Consider the following 22,333-nt stretch of genomic DNA (forward strand, 5'->3'; position numbering starts at 1 on the left):
CCCACGTAGGCCCGATAAGCGCAGCGCCATCGGGCAACGTAGTCATACCATCACCGTCTCATAAAGCAGTTTATCCAGTGCCTTCACGTCGCCTTCCCGGCTGTCCGGCAGCGTGGGCGGGATTTCGCCTCTCGCCAGTTCAGCGTGGATGAACGCATGCAGCAACGGACGGCGCGGACCATACTCCGCCTCTCCCGCACGCTGTTTGCGCGCCAGCAGTTCGTCTATCTCCTGACGTAACGGCGCCTCCAGTTCGCTTCCCGCCAGCAGTTCGGCAAAGCGCATGGGCGGAACGCCTTTACCCGCTTCGACCCAACGCACCGCCAGCAGCGGACGCAGGACGTAGAAGTATTTTTTCAGCCGCACGTCTTCCCCCTGCAAATAGCCGCGAAAGTTTTTTCGCGCCATCGAGTAATAGTGCCAGCGGGCGCGAAGCGGAGAAAACCACAGCGGTATCATTGTTTTAAGTGCGCTTACCGTAGCATCATCCTGCTGATAAACCACCGGGGAATCCAGCCACTCGATTAGCGTCGGGTTAGCGCCCTTCAGCAGTCCCAGCGCTTTACGCCACTCCCAGCCGCACACGTCCAGTTCATCGTCTATCGGCAGCTCGATCACATCGCGCGGCGCGTCGACCCGCAGATACCACTGTGGCGGATGAACATATAAAAACCGCACATCGTAATCACTATCCGGCGAGGCAAATCCCCAGCCGCGACTCCCTGACTCGCAGGCATACAGCACCCTGACGCCGTAACGCGTTTCCACGTCTTTGAGTTGCCGCGCGACCCGTTCGCGCATCGCGGCACTCACTGCATTTTTCGCCATCTTCTTTTATCCTTTTACACACACCACCTGCCGCAGCGTATGCACGATCTCCACCAGTGAAGACTGCGCCGCCATCACGGCATCAATGTCTTTGTAAGCCATTGGAATTTCATCGATCACCTCGCTGTCTTTACGGCATTCAACGTGGGCCGTCGCGCGAATCTGATCCTCTACAGTAAAGCGTTTTTTGGCCGCCGTTCGGCTCATGGTTCTTCCTGCGCCATGGCTGCAGGAGCAGAAGCTCTCTTCATTCCCCAGCCCACGCACGATGAAGCTTTTCGCCCCCATCGACCCCGGAATAATCCCCATCTGGCCTTTCTGCGCTGAAACAGCGCCTTTACGCGTCACCAGCACCTCTTCACCAAAGTGACGTTCTTTTTGCACATAGTTATGGTGGCAATTCACCGCTTCCTGCTGGGTGATAAACGGTTTACTCACGATGCACTACAGCGCGGCCAGGACACGGGACATCATCACCTCCCGGTTTTGCCGGGCAAAATCCTGCGCCCATTCCACCGCGTCGATGTAGTCGTTGTAGTGCTGGCTCCCTTCCTGGAAGTACGCCAGGTTTCGGTCCGGGAGATTCGCGATATGCTGCTGCATATCCTGCTGCGCCAGCGTGATGAAAACGTTGCCGATGGCATTCCCCACGCCTCGCGAGCCGCTGTGCAACATCACCCAGACGCGCTGCTGCTCATCCAGACAAACCTCAATGAAGTGGTTACCGGTTCCCAATGTTCCCAGATGCTGATAGTTGTTGGTCTTCAGCAACGAGGGATACTTGTCAGTCAAGCGCTTAAAGCGCGGTGCCAGCGTCCCCCAGTGAGTACTCACCTCCTCTGGCGGCGTATCCCACGCCCCTTTATCGCGACGGGAGCGCGTATTCGTACGCCCGTGTGGAACGGCCTGCTCAATCGCGCTCCGCAACCCGCTGAGGTTATCCGGCAGATCGCCGGCCAGCAGTGAAGTACGCACTGCGATCATCCCACAGCCGATATCCACCCCTACTGCCGCCGGAATAATCGCCCCTTTGGTTGGGATCACGCTGCCGATAGTTGACCCTTTCCCCAGATGCACATCCGGCATCACCGCCAGGTGTTTAAAAATAAACGGCATCTTCGCCGTGTTCAGCAGTTGCTGGCGCGCTTCGGGCTCCACCGGAACGCCGTGCGTCCACATTTTCACCGGCGCCGCGTTCTGCGACGCCAACAGCGCATAGTCGTTATGTGCCATGTTTCTTATCCTTTAATGTTCACTAAGCCGTGCAGAACCTGGTCCAGGCCACCGAATACCGAGATTTTATCGATACGCTCCGCCACTCTTTCGAGGGTTTCCAGCTCTTTTAAGCGCAGCGCTACCGGGTTGTTTTCCATCACTTTCGCCGTATTCAACAGCGAGCGCGTCGCGGCCGTTTCTTCACGACGGCGGATCACGTTGGCCTGCGCCGATTTTTCCGCTTCAACCAGACGGGACAGAATCGTTTTCATATCCCCCGGCAACACGATGTCCTTCACGCCCAGCGAGGCCACGTCGATGCCATAGGGCGCCATACGGTCTTTCACCTGCGCGCTGACTACGTCATCAATCACCTGCTTATCTTCCAGCAACTCATCCAGCGTGCGCGTCCCGACGGCTTCACGCAGTGCAAACTGCAGTTCGCGGTACAGATGATCGAGCGGTTTAGTGAGCTGCGCAAAAGCCTGCAGCACGTCGCGGTAACGCCAGTTTGCCGCCAGATTCAGACGCAGGTTGACCTTATCTTTGGTCAAAATTTCCTGACCGCCCACTTCCAGTACCTGCAAACGGGTATCCACCACTTCCGCGTCAACCAGATGATTCACTTTCCAGTACGCCGTCAGACCCGGCGGCAACAGCGCCTGCGTCTCACCGTCAATTTTCAACACACCCGCATGCCAGGCCGGAACCTGCACGGTGAGCATCGCTTCTCGACCTTTAACCGCGCTGTTACGTCGCGGTTGCAGGACCGCATTCATGACCTCTGTGGGCACCTGAACCTGACGCGTATCCATACGTACCAGTTTCAACGCCTCGTCGGCTCGCCAGTACAAACGGCGCGTGGACGGCGGCAGGATCTCCTGCAACACCTCATTCATGTATAACGCCCCCGCTTCGCTGTCGTTAAGATCGACGGCCAGACCGTAACGCGTTACCCAGTCCGGCTGAAAACGGCGTAAATAATTCGCCAGCGCTTCCGGCACTTCGCTACCGTCCAGATTAACCACCAGCACCTCTGGCGTATTGAACCACGGCAGACGGTGTTCACCCGCCTCCAGAACCTGATAGTAGTCGCCGTTTTTCGCTAACAGGCCTAATTGTCCTTTGCGGATAGTGATTTTCTTCGTCATTTTTCTCTTTTCCTTATCAAAGTCAGGTGCGGGTGCGGGAGGCGAAGCTACAGGGGAATTCCCTTTTGCCTGCGGCGCGGCATCGTGACCGGCAACCTGTTTTGGGGCCTGCTGACTGCGCAGTACCCGTTTTTATTTCTATGATTAACAACCAGTTTCATTGGGAGAATGAATCGGGAATCGAACCCATTGTTCAGGTGTCATCGGTTGACGGAACACCTCCGGAAAACAGCCGCTGCCGTTCCTGACGTGCCGGCGGGGTTTAACCCCCTGCGCTTTCAACGTGTTGACGAGAGTGTTATTGCCAGAAGCGTGCCAGAACGAAAAAAAGACAAAATTAATTTTTAATTATCTGATTAATAATGGATTAATTTTTATCGCCAATAATGGTGATTGCAGATGCCTTCCGTATTTTTTATCTTTCAATATCGATATTTATCTTTTGGGATAAACCATGAAAAAGCGGCGGGTGGTGATTGGCGTGCTGGGCACGGTGCTGGATAAACGCGGCAAGCGGGCAAACCGGCTCAAGAAATGGCGACCAACGGTCGGACTGTGTCAACAGCCGGATTTCCCGGTCGATCGCCTGGAGCTTATCCACCAGCCACGCGATGCCGGGATGTGTCAGCAACTGGCGGAGGATATCAACCTGCTCTCCCCGCATACCCAGGTCCGCCCGCATGCGATCACCATAGCCGATCCGTGGGATTTCGAAGAGGTCTATGCCGCGTTCCTCGACTTTGCCACGCACTACACCTTCGATACCGAGAACGAAGAGTATCTGGTGCACATCACCACCGGCACCCACGTGGCACAAATTTGCTGGTTCCTGCTGACGGAAGCCCGCTATCTGCCCGCCAGCCTGCTGCAAACCGGCCCCGCGCCGAAGGGCGCTCCACCGGAGGACGTTGCCGCTGGCACCTGTTCGGTTATCGATCTCGATTTAAGCCGCTATGCCACGCTCACCAGTCGCTTTCAGCGTGAGCAGCAGCAGTCGGTCTCCTTCCTCAAAGCCGGTATCGAGACGCGCAATGCTACCTTCAACAAACTGATTGACCGCATTGAGCGCGTGGCCTTGCGCTCTGGCGATCCTATCCTGCTCACCGGCCCGACCGGCGCGGGGAAATCCTTCCTCGCCAAACGGATTTTCCAGCTTCGCCAGTCGCGACATCTGGTGGGTGGAAAACTGGTAGCGGTTAACTGCGCTACCCTGCGCGGCGATAACGCTATGTCGACGCTGTTTGGGCATGTGAAAGGCGCGTTTACAGGTGCACTGTCATCGCGAACCGGACTGTTACGCGAAGCCGACGGCGGGGTGCTGTTTCTGGATGAAATCGCTGAACTGGGGCTGGATGAACAGGCCATGCTGCTGAAAGCGATTGAGGAGAAAACCTTCTTCCCGTTTGGCTCAGATAAAGAGGTGCACAGCGACTTCCAGTTGATTGCCGGCACCCATCGCGATATGCCACTGTGGGTCGCCGAAGGGCGTTTTCGCGAAGATCTCTACGCACGTATTAACATGTGGCGCTTTGCCTTGCCCGGCCTTGCCCAGCGGCGTGAAGACATTGCCCCTAACGTTGAGTATGAGTTGCAACGTTTCTCCCGCAGTCGACAGAATCAGATCCGCTTTGATAAAGAGGCGCGCGAACGCTATCTGGCGTTTGCCTGTTCGCCCCAGGCGCAGTGGCGCGGCAATTTCCGCGAGCTGAGCTCCTCCGTCGCGCGAATGGCAACGCTGGCTGAGCAAGGGCGTATTACGCCCGCCCTCGTCGAAGAAGAGATCGCGCTTTTGCAGGAGAGTTGGGGGGAGACGGCGTTGCAACCGGAACGGGAGATGGAACTCGACCTCTTTGACCGCCGCCAACTGGAAACGGTGCTCGAGGTATGCCGACGCAGCGCATCGTTGTCCGAAGCCGGACGTGAACTCTTCGCCGTCTCCCGACAGAAGAAAGCCAATCCCAACGATGCCGACCGTCTGCGTAAGTACCTCGCACGGTTCGGCCTGAGCTGGGAAAATCTCAAAGTCAGAACTTAAGCATAATTTGTTTGAATAAAATTCGAACACACGATAAATAATAACAATAGCCGGGCTCGAACCCGGCTTTTTTATAACAAGCAAACACAACATTATCGCAAGGAATATAACATGCTCGCTGTACTGACCCGGCTGTTCCCGTTATGGGCGCTGCTGCTCTCTGTTATTGCGTATTACACGCCAACCACCTTTACGCCTGTCGGCCCGTGGGTGACGACACTGCTGATGCTGATCATGTTCGGTATGGGCGTTCACCTGAAAGTGGATGATTTCAAACGCGTGCTTTCGCGCCCTGCGCCGGTTGCGGCCGGGATCTTCCTGCACTATCTGGTGATGCCGCTCGCGGCATGGATACTGGCGCTGGCGTTTAACATGCCGCCGGAACTCTCTGCCGGGATGGTGCTGGTCGGTAGCGTGGCCAGCGGCACGGCATCTAACGTCATGATCTATCTGGCGAAAGGGGATGTGGCGCTCTCGGTGACGATCTCATCCGTTTCCACCCTGGTGGGCGTGGTCGCCACGCCGCTGCTAACACGTTTGTATGTCGATGCGCATATTCAGGTTGATGTGATGGGTATGCTGCTCAGTATTTTGCAGATTGTGGTGATCCCGATTGCCCTGGGCCTGGTGATCCACCACCTGTTCCCGCGCGTGGTGAAGGCGGTTGAGCCTTACCTGCCTGCGTTTTCGATGGTCTGCATTCTGGCAATCATCAGCGCGGTGGTCGCGGGTTCCGCGGCGCATATCGCGTCCGTCGGCTTCGTGGTGATTATCGCCGTGATCCTGCACAACACTATCGGCCTGCTCGGCGGTTACTGGGGGGGACGTCTGTTTGGCTTTGACGAGTCAACCTGCCGCACGCTGGCAATCGAGGTTGGAATGCAAAACTCAGGTCTCGCCGCCGCGCTGGGTAAAATTTACTTCGGACCGCTCGCTGCGCTGCCTGGCGCACTGTTCTCCGTCTGGCACAACCTTTCCGGTTCCCTGCTGGCCGGCTACTGGTCCGGTAAACCGATTGATAAGCCACAACGGAATACGGTTAAAGAAAGTTAAAGGCACAGGCCCGATATGACGAAAAACCGGGCCTAACCTACCTGCACCGTCACCGGTTTTCCTAACTTCATCAGCATCATGACCAATGCATCCAGGGTAAATTTGCTCGCTTTCTGGTTAACGACATCGGAAACGCGGGGCCGCGAGATATTTAATCTCACCGCCGCCTCTGATTGTTTCATGTGATTTTCTTCAATCCAGACAGCGATTTCCTGCATAAGCTGTTGTTTGAGACGGATGAGTTGTTCCACTTCACGTTCTGCGTCTTGTTGAAGGTGTTTGGCTTCTGCGTCATCAAAGCCTAGTTCAGCAAAAATATTCGCCTGTGCAGAAGTGACATGACGAATTTTAGTATCCACTTCGTGGCTCATTGACGCCTCCTGTGTTCCTGACAGACCGCCTGAAAGCGAACCTGCGCAATGTGTTTATCCTGCCCGGAAGTCCGCTGCGTTTTCTTACTGAAACAGTGCAGCACATAGACGGTATCCTCAAAGCGGGCAAAGTAGATAATCCGGTATGCTCCAGCTTCATTACGTAATCGGAGCTCTTCAACACCACGCCCAATCTCAGGCATCGGTTTCCAGTCAGCAGCCTCTAATCCCGCCTGGACACGATGTAGCTGGTAACCGGCATCTTTACGTACCTCTGGCGGGAAATCGCGCAGGTCTTCGAAAGAATGCCCGACCCAGGCAACAGATCTAAGTACCCGCTTGTTTAGCAGCATATCACATCCCTGTATAAAATTTTATACGCATTTGTTGAGTAAAATACAAGCGCACCATCCCTGCTCGGGTAAACTAATTCAGGCAAGACATATCGTCACTTCAGAAAGGCATAATCTGCGAGGCGCTTTCCGGGTTATTCCTTCTTTTGGTACTTCAACTCCCGGTACAGTATTTGAAGTGCATCACAAAACAACAAATAACAACATAAAACAAAAAACAACGTAACCCCTGAATTTTCATAAAATTAAGCCAGCCACATTGTCTCATCGGATATTGTCATCGATCTTTTCATGTTGCTTTATTTTGTTTTGATTGGGAATATGATTCCACTACAACACAGATAACCCCTTACCCTACCTTTGAGGCCGCTATGAAAAAAATTGCGATTATTGGAAGCAGTGGAGGCAACCTCTACAACCTGGGTGGCGCCGAGCCAGAAAAGTTACTCCAGGAGATTTATCAGCAGTGCGAAGCCGCAGGTGTGGATGTCGCCGCCGTGCAGTTCATCGCGGCAGATGCCTCGATGGATGTCGCTAAACCTGACACCCCCGCCTCCGTCTATGCATTAACCACAGAAAACCAAACAAAACCACAACGCATCTTCCAGGGCAAACTCTCTGAGGTGAATGCCTCCGTCGTCGAGAGCGATAGTCGGATAGCCGGAATGATCCGCCGTGGTGAGATCGACGGGATCGTCGTGATGAGCGCCGATCCGGTAAAAGCAAACCAGGCCGTTTTTGATGCCGCCGTGGAGATGAAAACCCCTATCGTCGGCACCGGAGGCACGTCGATGGCACTGGTCGCCGCAAAAGGCGCCAATGTGGTCGCGACTTCAGGCACAACCGGCACCACCAGCCGCACCCGCGCGGTCTCCTTCGTGGCCTCGCTGTGTAAATACTGGGGCATCAAGTACAAACCCCAGTTGGGCAGCGCGTCACCTTCACAGGGCGGTTCCGGAAAGAGCCTGCTCAAGCGCTTTAACATTCGTAGCATCATGATTCCAGCGCTGCCGGGCTTTATCGCGATGGCGATCGTACTCGCCCTGAGCCACATTCCCGGACTGGAAAAACTCAACGATATCTTTGAAATCCTGCTGAAAGGGCTGCCGGTGCTGGTTGCCGTGCTGGCGGCAAAACAGATTTCCGAACTTGATGAAGTTTCTATTGTGGCCGGGGTCGTCGCCGGGGTGCTTTCCGTTGAAGGCGGCCTGATCGGCGGGATTATTGGCGGTGTGATGGCCGGGATTTTTGTGCGCTGGTTGTTTGAACTGTGCCTGAACTGGCGCTTCCCGATGACCACCGTCAACATCGTTGCTGGCGGTATTTCGGGTCTGGCTGCCGGCTTGATCATGCACTATCTGTTGAGCCCACTGGCGCTCTCCGCGGGTAACTACATCAAACTGGCTATCGAAAGCACGCTGGCATTCAGTCCGATTCTTGCCGGGCTGCTGGCCGGTCTGGTCATCTGGCCTGCCATTCTGGGTGGCGTCTATCACGCGGTCATCCTGCCACTGGTGCTGCTGGAGATGGAAAAATCCGGCGTCAGCTTCCTCGGTGCAGTGGACATGGTCGGTCTGGTCATGGTCGCAGCCGGTATCAACCTGGCCAACGTCATCGCGCCACGCGAAAAAAGCGAAGCGGCCGTTGCCACACCAGGACTGCTTATCAACCTGGGCTTCGGGACCTTCGTGGAATCCGCCTACCCCTTCATGTTCGCCAACAAAATCGTCTTTGGCTCCGCCATTTTCTGGGCAGGAATGGGCGGCATGATGCTCGGCTTCTTTAACGTCAAAGGGGTGGCCTACGTTCCGGCTTTCGCCTCACCGTTCTTATCCAGCAATGCGCTGCAGATGGCTATCGTGATGGCCACCGTCATGATCATGACCTGCATTACCACCATCGTTGCGAACCGTTTTAAGGCTGTCGTACAGAGTGAATCTGTGCCGTCTGCCCGTTAATTAATGCACCAACACCAGAGGTACACCATGTTTAAAGGCGATATGAATAAAAAACGCGCCAAAGCGTTACAGAAAGTGAAAGATGCCATCGCGTTGCACGGCGGGCAAACCATCCTCAGTACGGGGATCACCGGCGACGATGCGCGCCTGGCGAAAGCGGTGTGTGAAGCAGGCGTGAAACTGCTGGAGCCCAACCATCCGGCACTGGCGTTGGCTCGCGGACACAAGGGGGTGAGCAACATGCACGCCGCGGAGCAAATCCGCCACGAAATCACCAACGGTCAGATGGCTGAAGCGGTGCACGGTGTGCGTAATGTGGTGCCGGACGACATCTTCATCACCGTGGGGATTGCGGGCGGGTTTACCGAAACGCTGCCCGTCCCGCTCAGTGAAACAGAGATTCTTGAGATTGCCCGCGCCGGGGCCGACGGTTTACACACCCACAAATCTGACTGGGACGACCTGCAGGACATCGTCAACCTCGCCCATGAATATGGCCTGACCGTTGACGCCTACATTGGTCATCCGGATGACCTGCATACCTTCGGCATTCCGGCACGCACCCCGGAAGAGGTCGCCAGCGTGGCAAAGCGCATGCAGGAGATAGGTGTCGATATGATCGGCCTGATGACCGGGATGAGCTATGAAGGCGTGGCGGCAGGCGATATCCCGCAGATGATTAAAGACCGCCTCCGGGCGCTGGTTGGCGCGGTGGATGTTCCGACGCTGGCAGAAGGTGGTATTAACCTTGCCAATGCCAAAGCGTTTAAGGACACCGGGGTCAATATTCTGGTCGTCGGCACGGCAATCGACAATATGGTTTGCAATGCCGCTAAAGAGGCCGTAGCCCCCTTTATTGCGCACGCATAACCACAGAGAACAATAATGCTACTGGTTACCGATCTGGATGGAACATTACTGACGTCGCAGAAGACCATCAGTTCACGCACGCGTCAGGCGCTGGTTGAATTTCGCCAGCACGGCGGTCTGCTGGCCGCCTGTTCCGCCAGACCGGTCTCCTCCATGGCGCGCCTGTTACAACAGCAGCAGGTTGAGACGCTGTTTGGCTGGTGCGCCGGTTTCAACGGTGGGCAAATTCTTGAAACGGCGCAGCAGCGCATTTTGCATTCTGCCGCGCTCACCCGAATGGATCTCAGAGATATTGACCGGCATATTTCGCTGTCCCGCTATCCTCACCATTTTTTTACTCCGCAGGCAATTTATCACCGTTACGATCGCCTTATCGCTCCGTGGACATCGTATGAGGCCGACTTATTTGAGTTACCGCTTATTAACGCCGCACCAGGGAATATCTTTAATCGTCGCGATATATTTAAAATCACGCTGGTGGCAGAACACGACAGAATCGACGATCTGTGCCTGAAAATAAACAGCCTGCTGCCTGATGACTATAAGGCGACGATCACTGGCGGCAATTATATTGATATTCAACGTAGCGAGATTAATAAAGGCTATGCGATAAATGAAATCGCCCGGCAATTAAATCGACCTGCCGCAGAGATTGCCGCCATTGGCGATCAGCAGAACGACGTCAGTATGTTTGCCGTTGCCGGGTTCGGCATCGCGATGGGCAACGCGCCAGAGAGTGTGAAACGTCAGGCCCGCTATGTGACAACCACGAATGATGATGAGGGTATCGTCTGTGCGCTGGAGTGGTTGCGTTGCTCTGCGCATCCAGTTACCATGCGGCAAAGCTCGACCCAGGCGGAAAATAATGAACCCGATTAAAAGAAGAAAACATATTCTTGATGAATTAAACAAATTCGGTGAAGTGACCGTTATTAAATTATCAGAAACGCTAAATGTGACCTCAGAAACCATTCGCCGCGATCTCTCTTTACTGGAGTCTGAAGGTCAGATCACCAAAATTCACGGTGGTGCAGTCAAAAAACAGGTTGTCCAGGAAGATGCATTTGGCGCAAGAATAGATGCGCATCGTGAAGAAAAAATGGCAATTGGCAAAGTCGCCGCGGGAATGGTCAGCGAGCGCGATACGCTGTTTATTGATTCATGTACCACGAATCTTATTCTTGCCGAACACTTACCTCCTCTCGCATTTTCCGTTATTACCAATTCCGCCTTAATTGCCGATAAAATAAAAGAGCATAATCTCCAGGCGCGTGTCTATGTCTTGGGCGGCGAATATGATTACCATTTCCGCGCCAATCTGGGCGTCTCGGTATGCCAGCAGATTAACGCGATTCACGCCGATATCTGCTTTATCGGTGCGGGCGGCATTTCACCGCAGCATGGCATACTCGTGAAGAGCTTTGATGAGGCTTACGTTGCCAAAGCGATGATTGCAATGAGTAAAAAATCCGTAATTCTCGCCGACCATACTAAATTTGGTCAGGACGGCGTGATGTGTATCGCCACGCTCAAAGAGATTGATCACGTCATTACGGATAAGGGATTTAAAACAACGGGTTATACACAGCAGGATTTCGCAGGAAAACTGCGTATTGCTGACTGAACGCTATCCGCCCGTGGCGTATTGCCGTACACTGAAATCACCTGGCAGACAGAGGGCACCCGTATGGCACTCCCCCGCATTACCCAAAAAGAGATGACCGAGCGCGAACAGCGCGAACTGAAAACGCTGCTTGATCGCGCCCGTATCGCGCATGGTCGTCAGTTGACCAACGCAGAAACCAACAGCGTGAAGAAAGAGTACATTGATAAGCTGATGGTCTTGCGCGAAGCCGAGGCAAAAAAAGCCCGCCAGTTGAAGAAAAAGCAGGCTTATAAACCGGATGCGGAAGCCTCTTTTTCCTGGTCCGCGAATACACCAACGCGCGGCAGACGTTAACGCCCTTTCTTCTTACGCCCCGGCGAGGTAAAGCGCTTACCGTTTGCCGCCGGGCGTGATTTTTCTTTCTCCGCCGTCTTTTCGATTTTCACCACCGGGCGCTTGATTCCCGCCGTTTTCGGCTTCGCTTTCGCCTTCGGTTTTGCTTCCGAAGTGGAATTTTCGATAAGCTTAAACAGCGTAATTAGCTCATCATCCGTCAGGTCACGCCATTCACCCAGCGGCAGACCGGAGAGGCCAACGTTCATGATGCGCGTACGTTCCAGCTTCGTCACCTCATAACCGAAATGTTCGCACATGCGCCGGATTTGACGGTTCAGCCCCTGGATTAGAGTAATGCGGAATACAAACGGCGCCTCTTTCTTCACCTTACACTTTTTGGTGACGGTGCCCAGAATCGGCACGCCCGCACTCATCCCACGAATAAACTCATCCGTAACCGGTTTGTCGACCGTGACCAGATACTCTTTTTCGTGATCGTTACCGGCACGCAGGATCTTATTCACCAGATCGCCGTGGTTGGTCAGAAAGATCAGTCCCTGGGAGTCTTTATCCAGACGGCCAATCGGAAACACGCGCTTGCTGTGGTTAACGAAATCAACAATATTGTCGCGTTCGCTGTCTTCGGTGGTGCTCACGATCCCTACCGGCTTGTTCAGCGCGATAAAGACCAAATCTTCCGCTTCACGCGGCTCAATCAACCGACCATTCACCTTCACGACGTCGCCAGGCATCACCTGGTCGCCAATGGTGGCGCGTTTGCCATTGATGAAGACGTTTCCTTGCTCGATGAAGCGATCCGCTTCGCGACGCGAGCAGATTCCGCTTTCACTAATGTATTTGTTGAGTCGAATGGATGATGAGTCGGGCAGCATAATTTCTCCTTTGTACACTTTATCCTTCAGGCTGTCTCTGCGTTGGCTGCCCGCACTCACCTCAGTCACATAGTTATCTATGCTCCTGAGGATTCGCTCCCTTGCCGCCTTGATACAGCCTGAATGCTTTGTGTAATAAATGCGGAATATACCCTACCTTGCTGGCGATAAAAAATAATCGTGCGCAATGGCCTCTGCACTATTTGTGATCCGCCACACCTTTCGACACAAAAGTGTCGCCGATCTTAGCCTGCAATTTTGTTGAATGAAAATCAGCAGAATCAAGACATTAGGATGACGTGCACATCTGTGCCAACAACGATCGACCCGCACATCATATGTGCAATATAAACCGCCAGTACAGGACGTGGAAAGAAGAGAAAATCGCTTTGAACTCCCGCTTTTATGAGGTTATATCAGATCAAGAAGGCTGGTTCGTGATTTGCACAAATGTGCAGGAGTCTACAGATGGCGACGGAAAACAGTGATGATATCCGCCTGATCGTAAAAATAGCGCAGCTCTATTACGAACAGGATATGACACAAGCGCAGATCGCCCGTGAACTGGGGATTTATCGCACCACCATCAGCCGCCTGCTGAAACGCGGTCGCGAACAGGGCATTGTCACTATTGCCATCAACTACGACTACAACGAAAACCTGTGGCTGGAACAGCAGCTCAAACAACGATTCGGCCTCAAAGAGGCGGTGGTGATCACCTGCGATAACGAGCAGGAAGAGGAACAACTCGCGATGATGGGCGTGCATGGCGCACAGCTGCTGGAACGTTTACTGGAGCCCGGCGACATCATTGGTTTTTCCTGGGGACGTGCGGTATGCGCGCTGGTCGAGGGATTGTCGCCAGCCAGTCAGGCACGTCAGTTGATTTGTGTGCCGATCATCGGCGGGCCGTCCGGTAAGCTTGAGAGCCGCTATCACGTCAATACGCTGACCTACGGCGCGGCGGCAAAGCTGAAAGGAGAATCACATCTGGCCGATTTTCCGGCGCTGCTGGAAAACCCATTGATTCGTAACGGTATTATGCAGTCTCAGCACTTTAAGTCGATTTCTGCCTACTGGGAGAATCTGGATGTCGCACTGGTGGGGATCGGTTCTCCGGCAATTCGCGACGGCGCAAACTGGCACGCATTTTACGGTAGCGAAGAGAGCGACGACCTGCACGCCCGTCAGGTTGCCGGAGACATTTGCTCGCGCTTTTACGATATCAACGGCGTAACGGTGGAGACCAATATGAGCGAAAAAACACTCTCCATCGAAACCAACAAATTAAAGCAGGCGCGTTATTCCATCGGCATCGCAATGGGTGAAGAAAAGCTAAGCGGTATTCTCGGTGCATTACGTGGAAAATATATTAATTGTTTAGTCACTAACAGCCATACCGCTGAATTGTTATTGAAGTAGATATATTCATATTGATCCTGACGTAATTTATTTTATGCAGGATCCCCTTCTCTGAAATTGGGAGTTAATTATGCAAACGTGGTTAAACCTACAGGACAAAGTCATTATTGTAACCGGCGGTGCATCCGGAATTGGCCTGGCTATTGTCGAAGAGTTATTAGCACAAGGCGCGAATGTCCAGATGGCGGATATTCACGGCGGTGAAGCAACACATGAAGGCAATAACGGTTATCACTTCTGGCCAACGGATATTTCCAGCGCTAAAGACGTTAATCACACCGTGGATGAAATCATCCAGCGCTTTGGCCGAATTGACGGTCTGGTCAATAACGCCGGCGTTAACTTCCCCCGTCTACTGGTCGATGAAAAAGCCCCGGCTGGAAAGTATGAATTAAACGAAGCCGCATTTGAAAAAATGGTCAATATCAACCAGAAAGGCGTGTTCTTAATGTCACAAGCGGTGGCGCGCCAGATGGTGAAACAACGTAACGGCGTTATCGTTAACGTCTCTTCTGAAAGCGGGCTGGAAGGGTCAGAAGGCCAGAGTTGCTATGCCGCAACGAAGGCGGCGCTGAATAGCTTCACCCGTTCCTGGTCAAAAGAGCTGGGTAAACACGGTATTCGCGTGGTCGGCATTGCCCCCGGGATTCTGGAAAAAACCGGACTGCGCACGCCGGAATATGAAGAGGCGCTGGCCTGGACCCGCAATATCACCGTTGATCAGTTGCGCGAAGGCTATAGCAAGAACGCCATTCCGATTGGTCGCTCAGGACGCCTGACCGAAGTTGCTGATTTCGTTTGTTATCTTCTGTCAGAACGCGCCAGCTACATTACCGGAGTAACCACTAACATTGCGGGCGGAAAAACGCGCGGCTAAGGAGGCGTTATGGTTAATGCAATCTTCTGTGCTCACGGCAAACTGGCCTGCGCCATGCTGGAATCGGTGCAGATGGTTTACGGCGACGCCAACGTTGAGGCGGTAGCCTTTGTCCCCGGCGAGAACGCCAGCGATATCGTCGCGAAGCTGGAAAAGTTGGTGAGTACTCACACCAATAGTGAATGGTTGATAGCCGTTGACCTGCAGTGCGGCAGTCCGTGGAACGCCGCGGCACTGCTTGCGATGCGCAATCCGGATATTCGGGTGATCAGCGGGCTTTCCCTGCCGCTGGCGCTGGAACTGGTGGATAACCAGAGCAGTATGAATGTGGATGAACTGTGCGAACACCTGACGACCATTGCACAACAAACCTGCGTGGTCTGGCAGCATCTGGAAACGACCGAAGAGGATTTCTGATGAATATTACCCTTGCCCGTATTGATGACCGCCTGATCCACGGTCAGGTCACCACCGTCTGGTCGAAGGTGGCGAATGCTCAGCGGATTATTATCTGTAATGACGAGGTTTATAACGATGAAGTGCGCCGGACATTATTACGCCAGGCCGCCCCGCCGGGGATGAAGGTCAACGTGGTGAATATCGAAAAAGCCGTCGCGGTTTATCATAATCCGCAATATCAGGACGAAACGGTATTTTATTTATTTACCCGCCCACAGGACGCGCTGGCAATGGTCAAACAGGGCGTGAAAATTGCCACCTTAAATATTGGCGGCATGGCCTGGCGACCGGGTAAAAAACAATTAACCAAAGCCGTATCCTTAGATGACGATGATATTAATGCGTTTCGCGAACTGGATAAATTTGGCGTCAACCTGGATTTGCGCGTGGTCGCCTCCGATCCATCCATTAATATTCTCGAAAAAATAAAAGAACAGTCGTTCGCTGAATAAATAAAAGCGCCTGTGTACGTATGCTTTAACAGGCAGGGATGTTCACACTTTAAGGTGACCCATTATGGAAATCAGTACCCTACAAATTATCGCCATATTTATATTTTCCTGTATTGCCGGGATGGGCAGCGTGCTGGATGAATTTCAGACCCACCGCCCGCTCATTGCCTGTACGGTTATTGGCCTGATCCTCGGTGATTTAAAAACCGGGGTGATGCTCGGCGGGACGCTGGAGCTGATCGCGCTTGGCTGGATGAACGTCGGCGCCGCGCAGTCTCCGGACTCCGCGCTCGCCAGTATTATCTCCGCCATTCTGGTGATCGTCGGCCAGCAGAGCATCGCGACCGGTATCGCTATCGCGCTGCCAGTGGCGGCGGCAGGCCAGGTCCTGACCGTCTTCGCTCGTACTATCACCGTGGTGTTCCAGCATGCGGCGGATAAGGCCGCAGAAGACGCGCGTTTTCGCACCATCGACATCCTCCACGTCTCCGCATTGGGCGTACAGGCGCTACGCGTCGCCATCCCAGCGTTGATTGTCTCGCTGTTTGTCAGTGCTGATATGGTCAGCAATATGCTGAATGCCATCCCGGAATTCGTCACTCGCGGCCTGCAAATTGCCGGTGGCTTTATCGTGGTGGTCGGCTACGCCATGGTGCTGCGCATGATGGGCGTGAAGTACCTGATGCCCTTCTTCTTCCTCGGTTTTATCGCCGGTGGTTACCTCGACCTGAGCCTGCTGGCCTTTGGCGGCGTCGGCGCGATTATTGCGCTGGTCTACATCCAGTTAAACCCGCAGTGGCGTAAAGCCGAACCGCAGGCGCAGACCGCCTCCACCACCGCCCTTGACCAGCTTGATGACTAACGGAGCCCATCATGGAACAGAAAAAACTGACCAAATCTGACCTGTTTAGCATGTTTGTCCGCTCCAACCTGCAGCAGGCGTCTTTCAACTTTGAACGTATTCATGGGCTGGGCTTTTGCTACGACATGATCCCCGCCATCAAGCGCCTGTATCCGCTGAAGGAAGATCAGGTGGCAGCCCTCAAGCGTCATCTGGTGTTCTTCAACACCACGCCCGCAGTGTGCGGTCCGGTGATTGGCGTGACCGCCGCCATGGAAGAGGCGCGAGCGAACGGGGCGGAAATTGACGATGGCGCGATCAACGGCATCAAAGTTGGCCTGATGGGACCGCTGGCGGGCGTTGGCGACCCGCTGGTCTGGGGCACGCTGCGACCGATCACCGCCGCGCTCGGCGCGTCGCTGGCGTTGTCCGGCAACGTTCTCGGCCCGCTGTTGTTCTTCTTTATTTTCAACGCGGTCCGTCTGGCGATGAAATGGTACGGCCTGCAAATTGGCTTCAACAAAGGAGTCAACATCGTCAGCGACATGGGCGGCAACCTGCTGCAAAAACTGACCGAAGGCGCATCGATTCTCGGCCTGTTCGTGATGGGGGTGCTGGTCACCAAGTGGACCAGCATCAACGTGCCACTGGTGGTATCGCAAACCCCCGGCGCGGACGGCGGCACCGTCACGATGACCGTGCAGAACATCCTCGACCAGCTCTGCCCCGGCCTGCTGGCGCTGGGCCTGACGATGCTGATGGTACGTCTGCTCAACAAAAAAATTAACCCGGTATGGCTGATCTTCGCCCTGTTTGGTCTGGGGATTATCGGTAACGCACTGGGCTTCCTGTCCTGATTTTTTCGCCCCGGTGGTAAGCCGGGGCTCTCGCTCAACATGAGGTGGAATATATGTTAACGACAGCTCTGCGCCTTTATGGCAAACGCGATCTGCGCCTGGAAACGTTTGAACTTCCTGAGATGCAGGACGATGAAATTCTGGCAACCGTGGTCACCGACAGCCTGTGCCTCTCCTCCTGGAAAGAGGCCAATCAGGGTGAGGATCATAAAAAGGTGCCAGACGATGTGGCAACCCACCCGATCATCATCGGCCACGAGTTCTGCGGCGATATTATCGCCGTGGGGAAAAAGTGGCAGCACAAGTTTCAGCCCGGCCAGCGCTATGTGATCCAGGCGAACCTGCAACTGGCGGATCGCCCGGATTGCCCCGGCTACTCCTTCCCGTGGGTGGGTGGCGAAGCCACGCACGTCGTGATCCCCAATGTGGTGATGGAGCAGGACTGCCTGCTGGCTTACGAAGGCGAAACCTACTTTGAAGGATCGCTGGTTGAGCCGCTCTCCTGCGTGATCGGCGCGTTCAACGCAAACTATCACCTGCAGGAAGGCAGCTATAACCACAACATGGGGATTCGTCCGCAGGGTCGCACGCTGATCCTCGGCGGGACGGGACCGATGGGGCTGCTGGCAATCGACTATGCGCTGCATGGCCCAGTCAACCCGGCGCTACTGGTGGTGACCGATACCAACGACGACAAGCTGAGCTATGCCCGTAAACACTATCCTTCTGAACCACAAACGTTGATCCACTACCTGCACGCGCAGGATGCCTCGTACGACACGCTGATGACGCTGAGTGGCGGCCACGGTTTTGATGATATTTTTGTCTTCGTGCCGAGCGAACAGCTGGTCACCCTGGCCTCTTCTCTGCTCGCTCCCGACGGCTGCATGAACTTCTTTGCCGGCCCGCAGGATAAGCAGTTCAGCGCGCCGATCAACTTCTACGACGTACATTACGCCTTCACTCACTATGTGGGCACCTCGGGCGGAAATACTGACGACATGCGCGCGGCGGTCAAACTGATTGAAGAGAAGAAAGTGCAGGCGGCCAAAGTGGTGACACACATTCTTGGACTGAATGCCGCAGGCGAGACCACGCTGGAATTGCCGAAAGTGGGCGGCGGTAAAAAGCTGGTCTATACCGGGAAAGCATTACCGTTAACCGCCCTCAACCAGATTGACGATCCCGCGCTGTGCGCTATTCTGGAACGCCATCACGGGATTTGGTCTAAGGAAGCCGAACAGTATTTACTGTCGCATGCCGAGGAGATTTAACATGATTAACCGCGACACCCAGTTGTGCATGTCGCTTGCCGGTCGGCCCGGCAACTTTGGGACCCGTTTTCATAACTATCTCTATGAAAAGCTGGGTTTAAATTTCATCTACAAAGCATTCACCACCCAGGATATTGAAGCGGCGGTGAAAGGGGTTCGCGCGTTAGGCATTCGTGGCTGCGCGGTCTCAATGCCGTTCAAAGAGAGCTGCATGCCGTTTCTTGACGCCGTCGATCCGTCGGCGAAAGTGATTGATTCCGTCAATACCATCGTCAATGACGACGGCAGGCTGACGGGCTACAACACCGACTACATCGCGGTAAAAAGCCTGATCGCCAGCCACCAGCTCGACACCGCTGCGCGGGTGATGATTCGCGGCAGCGGCGGGATGGGCAAAGCGGTGATTGCCGCCTTTCGCGACGCCGGTTTTCGCGATGTGATCGTCGCCGCTCGCAACCGGGACAGCGGTCCGGCGCTGGCAAAACAGTATGGCTTTCAGTGGCAGCCGCTGCCGGAAGGCATTGCCTGTGACATTCTGGTCAACGTCACGCCCGTTGGCATGGCCGGTGGCAAAGAGAGCGATGAACTGGCGTACAGCGAGCCAATGGTCGCCAACGCCAGCGTGGTGTTCGATGTCGTCGCCCTGCCGCCGGAAACCCCGGTGATTACGCTGGCGCAAAAGCTGGGTAAAAAGACCATCAGCGGCGCGGAAGTGATTGCGTTACAGGCCGTCGAGCAGTTCGCGATGTACACCGGCGTGCGCCCGGATGACGCGCTGATTGTTGAAGCCGCGGAATTTGCCCGGGCCGGGTAAGAAGGGGTAAAAAGAGCGCCAATGAGCGCTCTTTTTTGTCTCAACCTTCACGCAATTCGATGCGCGGGGGGAGTTGAAACTACTTCTGAATTCGGTCAACGCGTACCACTGGCGGTTGCGTTTTTGTGTCCAGACTGCCGTTGATACCGATCATTTGATCGGGTTTTACGGTGCGACCATCGAAGACAGAAAGCGGAATGAGGGTATGGATACTGCCGGTTTTGTCACGGAAAACAAATTTATCCCCACCCTGATCATCAATAAGATTGCCGCGCAACGAGATGGTAGCGCCGTCATGCATGGTTTTGGCTTGTTGGACCGTCATGATGCGTGCATCTTCGGTACCACGATACCCGTCATCCAGAGCATGTGGCGGCGGCGGTGCCGTATCTTTTTTCAATCCACCATTATCGTCTGCAAAAACCGCAGGAATAAAAAAACACCATAACAAGGGTGCAACGGATAATTTCATATTGCCCTCATTTCATCGTCCACTTGACTTATTAAGTCTGGTTGCTATTCCTTAATCTGGCAAACGGGAAGTGTCTTAAAAGACAATATCGTTAAGAATCATTTGACTGGCAAAATACAAGCGAAACGGCGAGGTTAAGCGATGGCCAGAGAAAACACCAAAATACCCGGAATTGAAGAGAGCCAGCGTTTTCTGAACTTCGAAGCGAAATTTCATATGTGGGGGTTCGTTGCCTTACTCTGTATTATCACCCTGGCACTATTCGGCGTTTTTTCTGGTGGTTATTTCAGTGAGACCATGAGCAGAAATACCACCAGGAATGTGGTATTACAGTTTGAACGATTTGGACGTTTGCAAACCCAGCTTCCTTTAAAAATTTCAGCCATACTTAATCACCCTGGAAAAAACACTTACCGAATCGGCGGGGGATTTAATTCATTTTTTGAAACAGAACATATCTGGCCGCAACCTGACACGATGTATAGCGAAGGAGAAACGCTCTATCTGGTTTATAACACGACAGAAAATGAGCATCAGTTATCCATCTGGTTACAGGTTACTCCCATCAAATTTGGTAACGTAAAGAATGTGATTCAATTAAACAACGAACCTGAGATTCAGTTCAGGCAGTTTATCTATCCCTAGGAGGTCAGTATGGAAATGGTGCTCAGGGCGTTAGCCATTTATCTTATTTTACTGGTCGTCTTTAAAATTGCAGGTCGCCGGGCATTATTACAGATGACCAGCTTCGACCTGATTTTACTACTGATTATCAGCGAGGCCACCCAACAGGCATTACTGGGCAATGATTTTTCCGTCACGGGTTCAATGATTACTATTGTCACACTGGTCGTGGTTGATATGCTATTTGGGTTGATGAAAAAAAAGATAAAGAATGCTGAATCTGTGCTTGACGGTTCTCCCGTTATTCTTTTTGAGCACGGTGTACCGCTAATGGAGAAAATGAAAAAGGTCGATATCTCGCTCGATGATATTTTAGTCGCTGCCCGGCAAAACCAGGGTATTACGGAGCCAGGAAAAATCAAATATGCCATACTCGAACGCAATGGCCATATTTCAGTTATTCCTGATAATGATTAAGAGGACGATGATGAGCAAACCGGCAGATAGCGAAACAAAAACGACAGGCGAGTTAACCAAACACATCGCCAACATCTTTATTGACCGTGGCTTATCTTTAACGACAGCAGAATCCTGCACGGGCGGCAATCTCGCTGCCGCGCTCTGTGCCGAATCTGATACCGCTGCATTTTATGATATTGGCGTCGTAACCTTCAGCGACAGCGCAAAACAAAAAATGCTGGGCGTACAAGCCAGCACACTGGAAAAATATACCGCCGTGAGTGAACAGACGGTCAGGGAGATGGCAGAAGGCGTACGCGTACGCGCGGGTACGGATATCAGCATGGCCATTAGCGGTTATGCTGGCCCGGACGGTGGTGACGACGGCACGCCTGCCGGTACGGTCTGGTTCGCATGGAATTTCCGTGGGCAAACATTTACCCGGCGGGAACGTTTTTCCGGGGAATGCCAGACCGTCATCAAAAAGGCGGTCTGTTACAGACTGGCAGTCTTAGCGGAAAAAGTCTCTCACTGGCAAAGCCACTGACAGGGATCCTGTCAATGTGCGGCTCTGCCGATACAAAGCAAAACGAGAGTCGTCAAAGGGTTATTTATTCCCAGCCTTTTTATTGATATTACTCACCGCCAGATCCGTTAATTTTAGGTCGGTTTCTTTTTCCTCATTCAGGGTTTCCGCCAGAAGTTTTACCGCGTTTTTATACCCCAGCTGTTCGGCAAGCGTAACTAACGTACCATAGCTGGCAATCTCATAGTGTTCAACTTTCTGCGCCGCTGCAATTAACGCCGCGTCGCGAACTTCATTTTTTTCAGTACTCTCGATAACTTCGTTCGCTTCTTCAATTAATCCCTCCATCGCCACACATTTCATACGTTTAATTTTAATTGCCGGTTCTTGCTCAACTATCCGATCAATGCGTTCTATTTGCCCCTGCGTTTCATCAAGATGTGCAGTAAAAGCCGCACTGAGTTTTTCATTTGATGCTTCTCTTGCCAGTTTCGTCAGTCCGCGGGTTAATTGTTTTTCAGCACTGTAGGTGTCTGAAAGAAGATGAATAAATACATCTTCAATACTTTTCATATTCATAAAAAACC

25 protein-coding genes and 1 pseudogene are annotated in these 22,333 nt (G+C 53.4%); 18 read left to right on the plus strand and 8 right to left on the minus strand.

Going from position 1 to position 22,333, the window contains the following annotated elements; translation table 11 throughout:
• Positions 1-42 precede the first annotated feature (42 nt).
• The 3 genes and pseudogenes from OGY35_RS12935 to OGY35_RS12945 all read right to left on the minus strand — a co-directional run bounded on the left by OGY35_RS12935 (position 43) and on the right by OGY35_RS12945 (position 3,194).
• Complete coding sequence (locus OGY35_RS12935; protein ID WP_178823664.1) at positions 43-828, minus strand: nucleotidyltransferase domain-containing protein; 786 nt, start codon at positions 826-828, stop codon at positions 43-45.
• A 6-nt stretch (positions 829-834) separates the two neighbouring features.
• Positions 835-2,061, minus strand: a pseudogene (locus tag OGY35_RS12940) (RtcB family protein).
• A gap of 5 nt (positions 2,062-2,066) precedes the next feature.
• Entirely contained in the window at positions 2,067-3,194 is a 1,128-nt protein-coding gene (locus OGY35_RS12945; RefSeq protein ID WP_286632458.1) for a slipin family protein, read from the minus strand.
• A 454-nt stretch (positions 3,195-3,648) separates the two neighbouring features.
• On the opposite strand from OGY35_RS12945, the gene rtcR reads away from it, so the two are divergent.
• Together rtcR and panS are read left to right on the plus strand one after the other, a co-directional pair.
• The gene (gene rtcR, locus OGY35_RS12950) at positions 3,649-5,229 is read left to right on the plus strand and encodes an RNA repair transcriptional activator RtcR (RefSeq protein WP_286632459.1); all 1,581 of its coding nucleotides are present in this window, start codon (positions 3,649-3,651) and stop codon (positions 5,227-5,229) included.
• Between the two features lie 111 nt (positions 5,230-5,340).
• The gene (gene panS / locus OGY35_RS12955; RefSeq protein ID WP_286632460.1) at positions 5,341-6,282 is read left to right on the plus strand and encodes a ketopantoate/pantoate/pantothenate transporter PanS; all 942 of its coding nucleotides are present in this window, start codon (positions 5,341-5,343) and stop codon (positions 6,280-6,282) included.
• Between the two features lie 32 nt (positions 6,283-6,314).
• Here the strand turns inward: panS and OGY35_RS12960 are convergent, their stop codons facing one another.
• Both OGY35_RS12960 and OGY35_RS12965 read right to left on the minus strand, forming a co-directional pair.
• A complete protein-coding gene (locus OGY35_RS12960; protein WP_178826116.1) occupies positions 6,315-6,653 on the minus strand; it encodes a helix-turn-helix domain-containing protein in 339 nt (112 codons plus the stop codon).
• Complete coding sequence (locus OGY35_RS12965; RefSeq protein ID WP_178826118.1) at positions 6,650-7,006, minus strand: type II toxin-antitoxin system RelE/ParE family toxin; 357 nt, start codon at positions 7,004-7,006, stop codon at positions 6,650-6,652. Before OGY35_RS12965 ends, OGY35_RS12960 begins: the two co-directional genes overlap by 4 nt.
• Before the next feature lie 371 nt (positions 7,007-7,377).
• On the opposite strand from OGY35_RS12965, the gene OGY35_RS12970 reads away from it, so the two are divergent.
• The 5 genes from OGY35_RS12970 (at position 7,378) to OGY35_RS12990 (ending at position 11,794) form a co-directional block, all read left to right on the plus strand.
• Positions 7,378-8,964 carry a PTS sugar transporter gene (locus tag OGY35_RS12970; RefSeq protein WP_152754561.1) on the plus strand — a complete coding sequence of 529 codons (1,587 nt, stop codon included), beginning with the start codon at positions 7,378-7,380 and terminating at the stop codon, positions 8,962-8,964.
• A gap of 27 nt (positions 8,965-8,991) precedes the next feature.
• Positions 8,992-9,834 carry a beta/alpha barrel domain-containing protein gene (locus OGY35_RS12975; RefSeq protein WP_286632461.1) on the plus strand — a complete coding sequence of 281 codons (843 nt, stop codon included), beginning with the start codon at positions 8,992-8,994 and terminating at the stop codon, positions 9,832-9,834.
• A gap of 15 nt (positions 9,835-9,849) precedes the next feature.
• Positions 9,850-10,713 carry a Cof-type HAD-IIB family hydrolase gene (locus tag OGY35_RS12980; RefSeq protein WP_286632462.1) on the plus strand — a complete coding sequence of 288 codons (864 nt, stop codon included), beginning with the start codon at positions 9,850-9,852 and terminating at the stop codon, positions 10,711-10,713.
• The gene (locus tag OGY35_RS12985; RefSeq protein ID WP_178824315.1) at positions 10,700-11,458 is read left to right on the plus strand and encodes a DeoR/GlpR family DNA-binding transcription regulator; all 759 of its coding nucleotides are present in this window, start codon (positions 10,700-10,702) and stop codon (positions 11,456-11,458) included. Before OGY35_RS12980 ends, OGY35_RS12985 begins: the two co-directional genes overlap by 14 nt.
• A gap of 63 nt (positions 11,459-11,521) precedes the next feature.
• The gene (locus tag OGY35_RS12990; protein ID WP_042321003.1) at positions 11,522-11,794 is read left to right on the plus strand and encodes a YjbD family protein; all 273 of its coding nucleotides are present in this window, start codon (positions 11,522-11,524) and stop codon (positions 11,792-11,794) included.
• Here the strand turns inward: OGY35_RS12990 and rluF are convergent.
• A complete protein-coding gene (rluF, locus tag OGY35_RS12995; RefSeq protein ID WP_125370241.1) occupies positions 11,791-12,669 on the minus strand; it encodes a 23S rRNA pseudouridine(2604) synthase RluF in 879 nt (292 codons plus the stop codon). The genes OGY35_RS12990 and rluF overlap by 4 nt on opposite strands.
• A 468-nt stretch (positions 12,670-13,137) precedes the next feature.
• Here rluF and OGY35_RS13000 point away from each other — a divergent pair, with 468 nt between their 5' ends.
• From OGY35_RS13000 to OGY35_RS13035, 8 genes are all read left to right on the plus strand, one after another.
• Positions 13,138-14,091, plus strand: a complete 954-nt coding sequence (locus OGY35_RS13000; RefSeq protein ID WP_286632463.1) for a sugar-binding transcriptional regulator — start codon at positions 13,138-13,140, stop codon at positions 14,089-14,091.
• A gap of 70 nt (positions 14,092-14,161) precedes the next feature.
• A complete protein-coding gene (locus OGY35_RS13005; RefSeq protein WP_178828460.1) occupies positions 14,162-14,968 on the plus strand; it encodes an SDR family oxidoreductase in 807 nt (268 codons plus the stop codon).
• Positions 14,969-14,977: 9 nt separating this feature from the next.
• Positions 14,978-15,385, plus strand: a complete 408-nt coding sequence (locus OGY35_RS13010) for a mannose/fructose/sorbose PTS transporter subunit IIA (protein ID WP_152401376.1) — start codon at positions 14,978-14,980, stop codon at positions 15,383-15,385.
• The gene (locus OGY35_RS13015) at positions 15,385-15,879 is read left to right on the plus strand and encodes a PTS sugar transporter subunit IIB (protein ID WP_152401374.1); all 495 of its coding nucleotides are present in this window, start codon (positions 15,385-15,387) and stop codon (positions 15,877-15,879) included. The genes OGY35_RS13010 and OGY35_RS13015 overlap by 1 nt, the downstream gene beginning before the upstream one ends.
• Positions 15,880-15,943: 64 nt before the next feature.
• A complete protein-coding gene (locus OGY35_RS13020) occupies positions 15,944-16,741 on the plus strand; it encodes a PTS mannose/fructose/sorbose transporter subunit IIC (protein ID WP_152401372.1) in 798 nt (265 codons plus the stop codon).
• 11 nt (positions 16,742-16,752) lie between these two features.
• A complete protein-coding gene (locus OGY35_RS13025) occupies positions 16,753-17,577 on the plus strand; it encodes a PTS system mannose/fructose/sorbose family transporter subunit IID (protein ID WP_046493831.1) in 825 nt (274 codons plus the stop codon).
• Positions 17,578-17,630: 53 nt separating this feature from the next.
• Entirely contained in the window at positions 17,631-18,851 is a 1,221-nt protein-coding gene (sorE, locus tag OGY35_RS13030) for an L-sorbose 1-phosphate reductase (RefSeq protein WP_286632464.1), read from the plus strand.
• A 1-nt stretch (position 18,852) separates the two neighbouring features.
• The gene (locus tag OGY35_RS13035; protein ID WP_286632465.1) at positions 18,853-19,665 is read left to right on the plus strand and encodes a shikimate 5-dehydrogenase; all 813 of its coding nucleotides are present in this window, start codon (positions 18,853-18,855) and stop codon (positions 19,663-19,665) included.
• A gap of 79 nt (positions 19,666-19,744) precedes the next feature.
• On the opposite strand, the gene OGY35_RS13040 is transcribed toward OGY35_RS13035, so the two are convergent.
• Positions 19,745-20,137, minus strand: coding sequence for a YdeI family stress tolerance OB fold protein (locus OGY35_RS13040; protein WP_286632466.1), 393 nt, complete (start codon positions 20,135-20,137; stop codon positions 19,745-19,747).
• 141 nt (positions 20,138-20,278) lie between these two features.
• On the opposite strand from OGY35_RS13040, the gene OGY35_RS13045 reads away from it, so the two are divergent.
• The 3 genes from OGY35_RS13045 to OGY35_RS13055 are packed head-to-tail and all read left to right on the plus strand — an operon-like array spanning position 20,279 to position 21,767.
• Positions 20,279-20,782 carry a hypothetical protein gene (locus tag OGY35_RS13045; RefSeq protein WP_286632467.1) on the plus strand — a complete coding sequence of 168 codons (504 nt, stop codon included), beginning with the start codon at positions 20,279-20,281 and terminating at the stop codon, positions 20,780-20,782.
• 9 nt (positions 20,783-20,791) lie between these two features.
• Positions 20,792-21,238 (plus strand): DUF421 domain-containing protein, encoded by a 447-nt coding sequence (locus tag OGY35_RS13050; protein ID WP_178826161.1) that lies wholly within the window; start codon positions 20,792-20,794, stop codon positions 21,236-21,238.
• A gap of 10 nt (positions 21,239-21,248) precedes the next feature.
• Entirely contained in the window at positions 21,249-21,767 is a 519-nt protein-coding gene (locus tag OGY35_RS13055; protein ID WP_286632479.1) for a 2-oxo-tetronate isomerase, read from the plus strand.
• A gap of 60 nt (positions 21,768-21,827) precedes the next feature.
• On the opposite strand, the gene OGY35_RS13060 is transcribed toward OGY35_RS13055, so the two are convergent.
• On the minus strand, positions 21,828-22,325 hold the full coding sequence (locus OGY35_RS13060; RefSeq protein WP_286632468.1) for a YciE/YciF ferroxidase family protein: 498 nt from the start codon (positions 22,323-22,325) through the stop codon (positions 21,828-21,830).
• Positions 22,326-22,333 lie beyond the last annotated feature (8 nt).

The sequence above is a fragment of the Citrobacter sp. Ct235 genome (assembly GCF_030332305.1).
In the GTDB taxonomy this organism is placed as follows: Bacteria; Pseudomonadota; Gammaproteobacteria; order Enterobacterales; family Enterobacteriaceae; genus Citrobacter_A; species Citrobacter_A telavivensis.